This is a genomic window from Peptostreptococcus sp. D1 (assembly GCF_900112955.1).
Taxonomy (GTDB): Bacteria; Bacillota; Clostridia; order Peptostreptococcales; family Peptostreptococcaceae; genus Peptostreptococcus.
The window spans coordinates 485,106-499,691 of sequence record NZ_FONP01000001.1 but is presented as its reverse complement, the minus strand read 5'-3'; the positions used below and the strand labels follow the sequence as shown (position 1 = coordinate 499,691).

7 protein-coding genes are annotated in these 14,586 nt (G+C 32.8%); all 7 read left to right on the top strand.

From position 1 onward, the window contains the following. Positions 1–930: 930 nt before the first annotated feature. The 7 genes from BM120_RS02220 to BM120_RS02190 all read left to right on the top strand — a co-directional run bounded on the left by BM120_RS02220 (position 931) and on the right by BM120_RS02190 (position 14,526). On the top strand, positions 931–7,338 hold the full coding sequence (locus BM120_RS02220; RefSeq protein WP_091992854.1) for a SpaA isopeptide-forming pilin-related protein: 6,408 nt from the start codon (positions 931–933) through the stop codon (positions 7,336–7,338). A 258-nt stretch (positions 7,339–7,596) separates the two neighbouring features. Beyond that, entirely contained in the window at positions 7,597–9,708 is a 2,112-nt protein-coding gene (locus BM120_RS02215) for a pilin N-terminal domain-containing protein (RefSeq protein ID WP_091992853.1), read from the top strand. A gap of 27 nt (positions 9,709–9,735) precedes the next feature. Then, positions 9,736–10,788 carry an MSCRAMM family protein gene (locus BM120_RS02210; RefSeq protein ID WP_091992851.1) on the top strand — a complete coding sequence of 351 codons (1,053 nt, stop codon included), beginning with the start codon at positions 9,736–9,738 and terminating at the stop codon, positions 10,786–10,788. Positions 10,789–10,797: 9 nt separating this feature from the next. Then, a complete protein-coding gene (locus BM120_RS02205) occupies positions 10,798–11,700 on the top strand; it encodes a class C sortase (RefSeq protein ID WP_242941529.1) in 903 nt (300 codons plus the stop codon). Between the two features lie 296 nt (positions 11,701–11,996). After that, positions 11,997–12,974 carry a class C sortase gene (locus tag BM120_RS02200; protein WP_207645684.1) on the top strand — a complete coding sequence of 326 codons (978 nt, stop codon included), beginning with the start codon at positions 11,997–11,999 and terminating at the stop codon, positions 12,972–12,974. Between the two features lie 84 nt (positions 12,975–13,058). Continuing rightward, a complete protein-coding gene (locus BM120_RS02195; RefSeq protein WP_091992849.1) occupies positions 13,059–13,901 on the top strand; it encodes a class C sortase in 843 nt (280 codons plus the stop codon). A gap of 334 nt (positions 13,902–14,235) precedes the next feature. Beyond that, the gene (locus BM120_RS02190) at positions 14,236–14,526 is read left to right on the top strand and encodes an ArsR/SmtB family transcription factor (protein WP_091992847.1); all 291 of its coding nucleotides are present in this window, start codon (positions 14,236–14,238) and stop codon (positions 14,524–14,526) included. Positions 14,527–14,586: the final 60 nt, after the last annotated feature.

The window sequence follows — 14,586 nt, the reverse complement described above, 5'->3', positions numbered from 1 at the left end:
TGAAATTCGTCAATAGCTTTTTTATTTATAAATAACTGTTTTAAATTATTTTATGATATAAGCTTATAGAAGCTTTTTCGAGATGGTATTCTCGGGAACAACTAGTTATTTGTAGCATTTTCAAAAAATATAAGCATAAAAAATATTTATTTAACAATTTATTATATCATATTATTTACTTAGAAAAACTTATTATTTTACAATTTTATAAATTGAGGTTTCTATAAAATATAGTAATATAAAATAGTTAGAAATTATTATGGAAATTTATAATAATATTTAAATAAAAAATATAAAAAATAATAAATATTTTTATGTATTTTTGATAAAAAAATAAATATTTTTTAAATATATACACGATAATAACCAAAAAAATATTCATTATTTACTTTTTTGCTTTAATATGATAAAGTGGGAAATGAATAATTTATTTAATTTAATAAATATATTTTCTGAAGCTTATGATTATATATTCTTATTTGATTAAAAAATAAAAGACAAATGAATTATTTTTTGTTATATTAAGTTAAGTTAGGGTTTGGCAAAATTATCTAATGATAAATTGTTAAAAATAAAGTCTTAGAGAGTGCTGGTGATTATGAGCACGAAAATGAGGATTTGTTTGAAAAAATATAGATTATTGCAATGTTGTCGTTTGTATATTTTTGCTTAATCATTTTTTATGTATTCAAATATTTTTATCGATATCACTGAAAAAGAAATAAAAGATTGGCAGAATCGCAGTCATAAAGAATTTAAAGCTTGGAAGGGAGATGATATTAGGTGAATTTTTGTTGATTTCTTACTTTATAGAGAATTGTTATACGAATTATGGAAGATTATAGAATATTAAATTATGGAAAATTATAGAGTATTAATAGAAGATAAATTAATAAAGCAAGTGTATTGAATATATGCGAGGAGAGAAATATGAAATTAATAAAAAGAATTGTAACATTATTTTTGGCAATTATTCTTTTATTTACAAGTGTTCCAATAAATTCATTGTTAGCCAATGATATTATACGTACGAGAATTGAGAAGAAGCATGAAGGAAATCAGGATATAGAAGGTAATGATGAAGCTGTAATTGCCAATAATAATGATACAATTACAAAATATAGTGATGAGGAAAATCCAACTAAACCGGTTGCGGAAATAAATGAAGGTCGAAGCTTAAATAAAAGGATGACATATTCTAATCAATTAGATTTTTCTGAATTTGGTGGTGATCCACTATATAAGTCAGTAGACTTTACTATAAAAAAAGTAAACGAAAATGGTGAAAGCTTAACGGGTGCAAAATTTAAAGTGACAAGTGATACTGGGAAGACTTGGGAAATAGATGGAGCAAACCTATCTAGCTTTGAATTTAAGCAATTGCCAAAGGGAAATTATACTATAGAAGAAACTAGAACACCAGATGGATACAAGCCACCATCAACATATTGGCAATTTACGATAAATATTGATGAACAGAATCAGGCATTTATAACAAGTCCAGATTTTCCGATGGAAATAAAGACAGATGAAAATACCAGGATTTCTGGTGAATTTCCAGAGCCTTATGAGTCTCTATATTCTGATTTGGTAAGAAATCCAAGAGACTATGAGGTTGAATTTAAAGATAATGGATATTTTTCTACAAGGAAGGGAACGGTTAGCAAGAGAATTATTGATAGGTTGTCTGCAAATACTTATAAGGTAGAAGTTATGTTGAAGGTGGATCCAAATCAAACCATAGACAGTGGAAAAATTGAAGCTCAAATGGGAAGTGTCTTCAATGTTGATTTGGGAGTTGATGGCGGATTTGCTCGTGAGGACTATTCTTTGACAGCCTCTGATGGTTCCTTCCTTTATATCGAGAATCCGGATAGCGAAAGCTTTGTAGCTGGAGGTGAACCATTTGCCAAGGACAAAATATTAACTGGCTCAAAAATTAGTTATGATAAGAATACAGATAAAATAAACGTTGAAAATTTAAATTTTAAAACCAAAAACAAAGGTGCTTGGATAAAATTGACATATAATATTAAGTTTGATTTTGAAAAGGCTGATGAATTAGATAAAAGTACTTTTTATAAAATAGGAAATACCTCTTTTTCTTGGTTGAATAGTAACAGCTATAGAGAACAGAAGGAGCTATCTTCAACATCTGCAAGACCTATAATTCATGGAAAGCAAACCGAAATGGCAGTTACCGTTATTAATTTCAAGGAAGATGCCAACTTGGAAATGAGGAAGGTTGGAGAAAAAAGAACCTATGGAAGTAATGGGAAGTTTACTACAGCAACTGTAGGTCTGCAAGGTGCACAGTTTGAGCTTTATAAGGCGTCGGAAAATGATGTAACTAAGGCAAAAACGACAAATAAAAAATTTATAACCAATGCAGATGGTCAAATTCTTTTTAAAAACCTTCAAAGAGACTTCGATGATAAGAAAGGGAATTCCAGAAAAACATATTACTGGTTAAAAGAATTGTCATCACCTAATGGATATGAAAAAGCTAGAGAATTAATCGGACCTTTCAGAATAAACTACGATGGAAGTGTTGATTATTTAGGCAATGATAACAATACGGTAAAAAAAGATAATGAAAATAATAAATGGCAGATTGAAAATAATAGAATCAATCACAAGGGTGAGCTTGATATATTTAAAAGAGCAGGAGATGAAAAGCTAGATGGTGGAGTTAATAAACCTCTGAAGGGCTCTACATTTACTCTATATTGGATTGGTGGAGTGAACGATAAAGTTGATCCTTTGTCAAATTGGGATGATTTTTGGTCATCAAAGAATGTTTATCAAACTGTAACCTCAGAAGATGATGGGCGTGTGTTTTTCAAGGCTTTAAAAGAGGGGTATTATAGACTTGAAGAAACAAAGCCTTCTCCTGGCTATGTAAAAGCAGATACTATTTGGCAGGTCTATGTAGACGGAGAAGGGATTACGAAAATAACGGATGTTACAAATAAGAAAAATAATGAAAATAATATATTGAAGCCGGCGGCTCTAACAGGTAATGCTAGCAGCTCGTTAAATAGAAGTCTCAGTTCAAGCTTTATAATAGATAGCTTTAACAAACCCTTGAGATTATTAGGGATATCGCCAGCATCAAATTTGGAAGCTGCAGGGATTGCAAGTGTGGAAAGCTTTGGTGCGGGAGCGTCTACGGGTGGACAGGCTTCGGGATCTGGAGAATATGTAAATATACAAAAGATAGATTCTAAATATCATAGAGAGCTATATTCTGCAGACGATAAAACATATGAATATACTGCTGAGCAAGATAATTTTACAGGATTCAAGGAAAAGTATATAAATCCAACAGATACAAGAGGCCTTTATACCTTTGATGGATCCTATAAAAACCTGGAACTTAGAGAAGTGGCTGGTGTAAATAAATATATTGTTCCAACTGGAAGACCAGGAGAGTATACAGTTCACGTGAGAGTTAAGGGAAATAGAACGAAGTCTAATTTGGGAGTTGTCATTGTATATGATAATTCAAATTCAATGAGAAATAATTCCAATAATGCAGATAGATTGTCTCAGGCGAATCAAGCTATTTCCAATTTTACTAGGCAGTTGGTTTCAACAGGGAATGAAGAAACAAAAGTAGCCTTGGTAACTTATGGCTCAGAATTATTTCCTGAATATAGCACATATAATGAGAGTAGTCCGTTTACCAACAATCCTGATACAATAATTAATAGACTTCCACAAATAATTCCGGCGGAAAGAAATGCTAGTGGTCTTGGAGGTACGTATACACAAGGTGCAATAGAAAAGGCAAAAGAGTTGCTGAAAAATGAAAGCTTTGATAACAAGGTTATTCTTACAGTAACAGATGGGGTGCCTACATACTCAAATCCTATAAAATATATTGATGAGAACGGTAAATATGTATTTGATACAACTAAGACTGGTACGGGGAATAGATTTATTCAGCCATATACTTACAACATAAATGGTGCTACTAATTACCAACAGCCAAATCAGGCTTACTATTCCGAATACTGGGTTGAAGACAGGACTAAGCCATATGATAATAATGCTGATTACGCAAAAACATCATTTGGAGAAAAGTATTACTATAATACGACTCAAAATAGAATAGTAAATGGAGATGTATATTCATTTATATATAATGGATATAGTGGAAGCTATTCGGTAACTTATTACAATTATTATCCAGGTGCATTATATTATAATGGATACTACTATTACAAAGACACTCAAGGCTTGTATAATCTATACACAAAGCCATTGCCAAACAATGGATACGGCTATAAGCTTATAAAAAATCATGGATATGCAACGATTGAATCTGGTGGACAAATACAAAAAGAAGGCTATCAAATGTATACATTAGGTATACAAATTGGAAGCTCAAATATAGTCGGGACTCAAAGTCTAAATGCTACACGCTTGGATGCTCTTGAGGTTATGTTTGGGATATCCTCATCAAAGGAACACTACTTTGATGCTCAGAATCTAGATTATCTGGATGTCTATTTGAAGCAAATTTTAACTGAATTGGAAGAGCAGAATCCACCGACAGTAAACAACGGAAAGCTAATTGACCCAATGGGAGAAATGGTAGCATTGGCAGAAAATGAACCAATTGTTACTTCTATAAAAGATGTGGGTAGCAAAAAAATTCCGATAGAAATTATGAATATGATTTCTACAAGCATTAAAGAAATGAGCTATGAAAAAAATGGAAATACCATAAAAACGAAGGGTATTGAGTTAGATAATCTAAATATAGGTAAGGATCAAGAGATTGAGCTTACATACAAGGTACATTTAAATACGGAAAATCCAAAGTATATTCAAGGAACAATGTATGAAACTAATGGACCTACAACGCTACAACCAAATGGTGATTACGATAAAAAATGGCAGCTTCCTATACCAAAAATTTCAGGGCCAATGGTTCCCATGGAGCTATCCAAGCAGTGGCAAAAGGCAGATGGAACTATGCCAGAAAATACTAAGCCTGTACAAGTACAGCTACAAAGAAAGCTAGTTGGACAGGACGATAGTGAGTATAAAAATGTACCAGAATATGACTCTTCTGGAGAGCTAATCGAAAATCCAGCTCCAAAGGAAGTAAATGCTCCAGATTGGAAGATTGAATACAAGAATCTTATTCCTTTTGATAAAGACGGGAATGTATATGAATACAGAATACTAGAAGTCAATCCAGATGGAGCATATACAATTCTCTATGAAGGGAATGGATATTCTTCCACAATTATCAACAGAGAAAGAGTAAAGCAAGATGTTATAAATAATATTAACGAAATAACCTTTGTAAAGAAGGACTCAAAAAACGGAAAAACCCTGTCTAATGTAAAGTTCCAATTGTTAAAGGATGATGAAAGCTTTATTAACGAAATACACACTGATGATGAGGGTAGGCTAGAATTTAAAAAGCTTCATCCAGGTTCATATAAATTGATAGAGCTTCATCCTCCAGTTGGATACAAAAAGCCAGAAAATCCTGTAAGAGAATTTAGGGTAGGTGAAGATGGAGTTATAACGAAAAAAGATGGTGGAGAAATAACAGAAGACTTTAAAACAATTTTAAATGAGCCGATAATTGTAGAGGTAATATTAAAAAAGATTGATGGAGACAGTAGCTTGGCATTGCCAGGAGCAAAATTCAGACTGTATAAGGATGATGAAAATACAGAGGTTGAACAAAATAAAGAGTATACTTCTGGACAAGATGGAAGACTGGAGCTGGGATCATTAAGAGCAGGAACATACTATTTGGAAGAAATATCGGCACCAGCAGGCTATCTACCATATAAAGATAAGAAAAGAATAATAGTTCAAGAGGATGGCAACGTACTACTTAGTGGAAGTGAAAATCTAGATATAGCCAACTACAAAGAAAAAACAGCCGAAATTGGAATAAAGAAAGTAGAGAAAAATTCCAATGGTGGATTGGATGCATTGTCAGGTGCTACTTTTAAGATATATAAAAAAGATAATGACTCATATAAGGAGCCAAATCCATATCCAGAGATACATTATCAATCCGGTTCTCATGGAGTATTCAAGCAGTTAAAGGAAGGGGAATACAAAATTGTAGAAGAGCATGCTCCATTAGGTTACATTAGATTCGGTGGTCACTACACCTTTAAAGTAGAATCTATTCAGGATGTAAACGGTAAAAAAACATCATTTATCTCATGGATTAGAAAATATGAAAGCGATGAAGATACAACTGGAACAGAAATTTATAACAAAGGTAATTCAACTAAAACCGATGAGATTATAGATGTTGAGGATGGTGATGAAGCGACAAGCAAGACTATTGGAATACAAGTGGTCAATAATCCAAATAAACTTGTTTTTAAGAAAGTAGATAATTCCGATAATAAAAAAATATTGGCTGGTGTTAAATTTGGACTTTATTATGAGGTTGATGAAACTATTAAAGAAATAGATGGAAAGCTGAAAAATGGTAAAACCATTTATTTGAGAGCTGCAAAGGAAGGTAAGCTGGTTGGAGCTGAGAATCCTGAAGACTTAACGCCTGTCACAAGGTTTACGAATTCTGAGGGTAAAATTGTGTTTGATAAGATGCGACAGACATATGAGACGCTTCCTGAAATCAAATATTACATTAAAGAAATTGAACCTAAAGAAGGCTATCAAAAACCAGATTACTTTATGGGACCGTATACTGTAAATGAAGATGGAATTCATGGACCAGACGGCAAGATAATTGCTAATGATCAAGAGATAGAGCTTGAAAACTTCAAAAAGCCAGATTTACAAATCACTAAGATAGATGCTGACGAAAAAGAAAAGAAACTTATTGGTGCGGAATTTGCACTTTATAAAGCCGTAAAAAATGAGGATGGAACTTATGTACCAGTAGAAGAAAAGGACAAGGTAGGAAAAATATTGACAACTGATAATCAAGGAATTGCCAAGTTCGAACAACTGGAAGAAGGTCTATATTGGATACGAGAAGTCAGTGCACCATTGGAGTATGTGAGAATTCCTGAAGATATTGGACCATTCTTGGTAGAGAATGACAAGATATACAAAGTGGAATTGGATGATCAAGGTAGAATTAAAACTGAAAATCCAATAATATCAGGTGTTGACATTGGTACGAGTCAAATAAAAAAAGAGCTTCTTAAAGCTGCTGAAAATGACTTAACTCCTACATATGAGCTGGATATAGAAAATTCCAAGGCTACATACCCACAAACCTCGGGAATGGGAAGTGTTCCATTTATTGGAGTAGGTGTCGGAATCATGCTTTTTGCGGTGTATGGATTCGGAAAGAAGAAGTTTGATTATTAGCTAAGAGGTAACACATTCATAAGTATTTTTGTAAAGGTATTGATATTAGATTATCTAGCAAAGCTTAGGCACCCCAATGATTTTGGGGTGCGAAGCCTTTAAAAAATGAAAAAGTCTAAATATATTTTCAATAAGATAAGGTATATAAAAATAGGAGCTTTACGATATATTATTAATTTATGTGCCTTTGATTTGAAATAAATATGCAACTGAGCATAAAATGAATAGCGATGTTTTAAAAGTGAAAAGGAGAAAGAAATGAAAAAAATTAAAAGGATGTTGTCATTGATTCTGTCATTGGTAATGGTTGTTGGAGTTTTGGCTCCGAGCCTATATGCCGCAGAAGAAAAAGCAACGAAAACAGAAACTGTAACGCTTCATAAGCTGTTATTAGATGATAACACGATGAAGAGCTGGAATGTAAAAGGCCCAGAGGGATATGATGGAACTCAGAATTTAGAGGCATTTAAAAAGCTAAATGGTGCCAGTAATGCCAAGGAGATAGCTAATGTTTATTTTGCATGGCAATATAAAGACGGCGAGACTTGGAAGTATATTAAGGGTAAAGATACACCTGAATTAGAAAACGGCAAGCTTAAATCAACAGATGATGTAAAGGAAGCCTTTGGTAAATTGACTACAGAAAGTGGAGCAGAATTTAATGTGTCAAATTTACCACAGGATAAGCCGACAGAATATAGAATAGTGGAAGTAAGAGAGCTTTCTACATATGTTGGAAATGACGGAGCAACTCTTTCTGCAATGAAGGCAGTTCCTGTAGAAATAACCTTACCATTAGTCAATCAAAATGGAATTCAAAAAAATGTTCATGTTTACCCAAAGAATACAGAGACTGGTAAACCAGATAATAAAAAGGAATTAGATAAAAATGCAAATAGTGGTGAAGCTGCTATTGACAATTTGGAAAACAAATCTGTTAAGATAGGGGATAAGATACCATACGTAGTAACATCTACTATTAAAGCTGGATCTACTTATAACAAGCTAGCATGGTCTGATAAATTGTCAAAAGGTTTGACATTGAACGATGATATTACATTGTCTTCAGAACCGAATATACAATTAGAAAAAGACAATGATTATACCATAACTAAAGAAAATGATAGCTTTGTTCTTGTATTAACTAATTCAGGTTTGACGAAGTTGGCTAAAAAAACAGCACCAAATAGTTCAAAATTTAGAGTAAATGGGCAAGGTGAAGAAATAGATGGTGAAAATACTAGTGTTATTTTCACATTAAAATATTCAGCAAAAGTGAATTCTGAAGCGGTTATAAATAATCCGTTGCAAAATACAAATACGCTACATTATGGTAACAACCCAGGTTATACACCAGAGCCAGGAGACAATAATCCGCCGCCTGTAACACCGAAAGATGGTAAGATTACTGTAAATAAATCATTTACAAATGGACCTTTAGCATCAAGTGGAGATGTTAGTTGGCCAAATGGACTTGAAATTACATTAAGTTTACAAGTATACGATCCGCAAGGAAATAAGTGGAGTGATGTGAATAGTCAAAATAAGACTTTAAATAGTACTACTACTTCGGGAGAATGGACTGGACTTGACAATAATAAACAGTATAGAGTTATAGAAAAAGATGTAAAGGGATGGGTTCCAAACTATGCTGTACAAGAAGATGGAATATTAAAAATTGTCAACAAGAAAAACGACAATCCTGAGCCAATAACTCCAGAGCCTGTGATAGTAAGAACAGGTGGAAAGAAGTTTGTAAAGACTAACGAAGATGGAAAAGAAAGATTAAATGGTGCCGAGTTTATTATTTCTAATGCAGATGGTAGTAAATATTTAGCAAAGCTTGCCAATAACGAGATTGATGCTAATCAACAAGCCCTAGTATTAGCAGAAACTGAATATCAAAATGCAGTAAAAAAACCAGAGGCTGCTGATAAAATTGCAGAATTAAAAACAAAAAGAGATGAAGCTGCAAAAACTGCTGCTATTCAATGGAAATGGGTTAATTCAGAAGACGAAGCACACAAATTTATCACAAACGAGCAAGGTCAATGGGGAGTGTATGGTTTGGCATACGGTAATTACAAGTATAAAGAAGTTAATCCACCAAAAGATTATGCAAAGCAGGAGGAACCTGTTGAATTTATGGTTTCTGCAACCTCATTCAATACAGATGGAAATATTGACTACGTAGCAGGTGAACCATTATCAGGAGACAAAATTAATACAGGTGATGCAACTCAAATAAAGAATAAAAAAATAACTATTCCGCAGACTGGTGGTATAGGTACTATAATATTCGCCGTTGCAGGTATTGCCCTTATGGGATTCGCTGCATATGCAATAAAAAGAAACTCTAAGGAAGATTAATTAGAAGAAAAAGCCGGAGAAAATATTATGAAAAAGCATTTTAAAAAATTTATAAAGATAGCTTTCGTATTTGTTCTAGGCTTTGTATTGACTTTATCATCAGCTTTGGCTGATACAAGACTCTATGGGCCAGCTAGTGGTGACAGTGATCAAATAATTGTTAACATATATCTGGCCAAAGAGTTGCTGGATAGTACAGCTAAAGCAGATGGAGATACTATTATTACCGATGCTGCGACAAATGGAAGATACAAAAGACTCGAAAATAGAAGTCTTCTTATTTGGAGAATTGACAAGCATATAGAAGGTACGAAAGAGGAAATAGATAGGCAAAAAATCTCTCTTACTAATAAGCTGGAGAAGATGAAAAATAATGAGCTAATAGAAAAATATGGACAGCCCTATAAATCGAATAATTCTGATAAGAATGGACATATTAAGCAAGCCTTAAAAAAAGGTTCGACTTATTATGTAAGGGAATATATTTCTGATGAGCGAACTAAATCTATTGTATCAAATTTTGTGATAGTCACAGATAGAAATTCTATAAGTGAATTAGATATTTACAGTAAGTCTGTATACAAGCCGAGAATCACTGGAAATAGGTTTGTAAAGGTTGATTTCGAAAATACAAACAAGCGTCTTAGAGGTGCAGTATTTAGAGTTGAAGAGAAATCAGGAGATTCTTACAAAGCTGTTATAAAAAATGGAGTGCAGTATGTAGTTTCCTCTGATGAAAATGGTGAATTCATTGTCGATGGACTACCACAAGGTACGTACTATTTATTTGAGGTAAAGGCTCCGACGGGCTATCTTCAACTATCATCTCCGATAGAATTTAAGGTAGGCAGTGGTCATAGTCAAGATGATGTATTAATGATAAAAAATAAAATAGATATGGCATATGGTGGAGGAAAACACCATGATTCGAGAAATGCTGGAAATAGTCGCGGTAACAGTGATGGGAAAATATCCATACCAAAGACAGGAGATATAATGCTACTATTGCTTACCATTGGAGGTGTACTGGTGGCAGCTTTGGGCCATTTGCTTCTGAAAGATAAAAAAGAAGGCTATTAAAATATCTTATTGAGAAATACTGGTTTTGATATGCTGTTTCGAGTAAAAAGTGAAAAAATGAATGAAAATACAAAACATACAATTAAAAAAACAAGAAAAGGTAAGAAAAGTCAATGGCCATTTATATTGATCTTTATATTGGGATTGTTGATTTTATCTTATCCGTTGGTGTCACGCTTTTATTATAGAGTGGAGTCTACGCAGCAGGTGAAGGCTTTTGATAATAAAAAGAAGGAGCTGACAGCAGATGAAATAAAAAGTAGAATTGATTTAGCCCGTGCATATAACAGATCGTTAATAAATGTTATTTCAACCGATCCATATGTAAAAAAACAGCTGGAGGCTGGTAGAAAAGAGTACGGTCGTATGCTGGAAATCAACGAGCAAATGGGGCATATAGAAATACCTAGGCTTGATGTTGATATTCCTATTTATGCAGGAACTAATGAGGAAGTGCTTCAAAAGGGAGCTGGGCATTTGGAAGGTACATCCCTTCCAGTTGGAGGTGCTAGTACCCATACAGTTATAACAGCTCATTCAGGGCTTCCAACTGCCAAGCTTTTTACAGATTTATCAAAAATGAAGGTAGGAGATAAATTCTTCATACATAACTTATCTCAGGTGCTTGCTTACGAGGTAGATCAGATAAAGACAATTGAGCCTTCAAGCTTTAATGATTTGCTAATAGATTCAAATAGAGATCAAGCAACACTTCTTACTTGTACTCCAATAATGATAAATACTCACAGGTTATTGGTGAGAGGTCATAGGGTACCATATAATCCAAATGAGTTTGTTTCTATGAACAAGAATAACAAGCTAGTTTTTTGGTTAAAGGTTGCGGGATTTATTTTATTGCTAATTTTAATAGCATGGTGGCTATATAGAAAAATAAAAAAGAAGGCAAAGTAACAGAGTGAATTAATACAAACAATAAATCAATACAGATAGTAAATTTAAAGTAAACAATAAATCAATATAAACAACAAAGTAAATGGAAATCAATAAAAAACACATGATATGGGGCTGGAACTTACCGGCCCTATATAGGTTTATATAATTGTAATAATGTATTATTGTAATTATATAAGCCTATATGTAGGAATAGTTTGAGTATATGGAAGATGATAAAGCTACAAATTATAGGTTGAAAACTTATTGTAATAAGAGGAACGTATCTTATCGTATAATGGAAGTGGGATGAAAATATGAATATTCTAAATAGAAAAATAAGTGATAAAAGGAATGTTAATCAAGAAAATAGAAAAGCAAAAAATAGCTCTAAAAGGAAAATGATGAAAATATGGAAGTACGAAGTTGATCAAAAAATTGTGTATGGGTTGATTTTTATCTTTGGATTTTTGATAGCTGTATATCCCATTATATCTCAGCTGTACTATAGTGTTGAGTCCACTCAAGAGATAGAAGATTTTGACGCTACTAGAAAAAAATTGGCTGAAATTGAGATCAACAAAAAGATTGAATTGGCAAAAGCATACAATTCATCACTTAAACCTACAAGCTTCGCTGATCCATATAGAAAGAAACAAAAGGAGGGTATAGCAGAATATGCCAGAATGCTTGAGGTTCATGAAAAAATAGGTTATATTCATATTCCAAAGATAAATCAAAAATTGCCAATTTATGCAGGAACTAATGAGGAGGTGCTTCAAAAAGGAGCTGGACATATGGAGGGCACATCATTGCCTGTTGGTGGATCTAGCACGCATACAGTAATAACAGCACATAGAGGTCTTCCTAGTGCAATAATGTTTAGATATGTAGATAGGTTAACTAAGGGTGATATTTTCTACATTCATAATGTTAGAGATATACTTGCATATAAGGTAGATAGAGTTATTACAGTTAAACCATCTAATTTTGAGCCTATTTTAGTTTCTTCGGGAAGTGACAATGCTACACTGCTTACTTGCACACCTTACATGATAAATTCACATAGACTACTGGTTACGGGTCATAGAGTTCCATATGTAGCACCTAAAAAAACTATAGACGAAGTTCCGCCATTTGTATGGTTGAAGAACCTATATGTGTTTATTGTGGTTATGATTTTTTTAGCACTTTTGATACTTTATTTGTTTAATAGATGGCTGAAATCCAATAAAATCAAAGTCACAGCCAAACGTGTAGTCAAAAATGAAAGTACAAATAAAAGAGAGGAATGAGTAAAAAATAAAAAATTACCCTCATAGCAAAGCTGTTAGTGGCTTTATATAACCGATGGATTAGATTGGAGAGGTTTGGTGAAAATGAAGATAAAAAAAATGATAGGACATTTACTTATAATGATAGGTATATGTATTCCGCTACAGGCATTTACTCAGATAACTATAAGAGATATGACATCATCACTGGAATACAAAAAATATCAGAGACAGTATTATAAGGAAAGTGATGAAAAAAACAGTATTTCAAAAGCTTTTGCAAAATATGACGAGTCGGTCATAGATGGATCTGGTTTAGTAGATCCTTTTGTAGTAGATGATTACAAAAGTGATTATCAAATAAAAGACTGGCAAAAAGATCAAATTTTCGGATATTTGCTGATACCATCTATTGATGTCAAGCAGCCTATTAGATTGGATGCGACCTATGAGCACTTAGACAACGGTGTGGCTCATATTTATGGAACATCATTACCAATTGGCGGAAAAGATAGAAGAAGTGTGATTGCAGGTCATAGAGGATGGTACAAGGGAATAATGCTGTTGAATTTGGGTAAGGTACAACCTGGCGACAAAGTGTTTATAGATAGGAATGGAGATATATTGACGTATAAGGTCAACGATATCGAAATAATAAGTCCATCACAATGGGAAAAGCTAAAGCCGATAAAGGGTAAGGATATGCTGACAATATTATCCTGTCATCCAATCAGACCACCAAGTCCATATAGGATGCTAGTAAACTGTGAAAGAGTAGATGATAAGAATAAGAAGCAAGTGACTACAAAAGAAATCGAGAACAAAATTGACAAGGAAAAGCAAAGACCAATTTGGTCTAAATATGTTTTCTATTCAGTTACAATAGTAGGGTGGATTTTGATAATTTATAGGGCTTGGATGATTGTAGTCGAGATAAGAAAAAAATAAATTTATCGAAAATGTAGTGAACGAAATTAATACTCATCTGTAATACAATGAAAACAAAGTATTATAGGTGGGTATTTTGTTTTGTGGAAAATAGTTCATATTTTGAAAGCTTTTAAAAATAATATTAAAAAAGAGTTGACAAAAATATCTATATATCGTAATATATAGATATACAGATGATAAAGCTTTTTACGATTATATAAATTAAAATATAGAATACAAGTTTTAGTAAAAATTAAAATTGTTATTTTTAATATTTTATAACGTAGATAGAAAAACCAGTAGTCAACTGAAAAATATGGTGCTTAAATATAAAACAATATGGAGGATATTAATGTTAAATAGTATTTTAATGGAAGAGTATGAGAGATATGCAGAGGTGTTGAAAGCTATTTCTCACCCGGTTAGGCTGTGTATAGTAAAAGGTTTGATTGAAAATGGACCGAAAAATGTTACGAATATGTATTCGTGCTTGGGAGTACCTCAGTCAACTATTTCTCAACATATATCAAAGATGAAATCGGCAGGCATTATTAAAGGGGAAAGAAATGGAACTGAAATCACATATTCAGTAGATAACGAAAAAATAGAAAAACTGATAAGATGTCTATTTGATTTAAAGTAATAGTCTAGTTTATAAAATTATTATTAGCTTTAAATCGACATATAAGATTTAAAGTAGTAT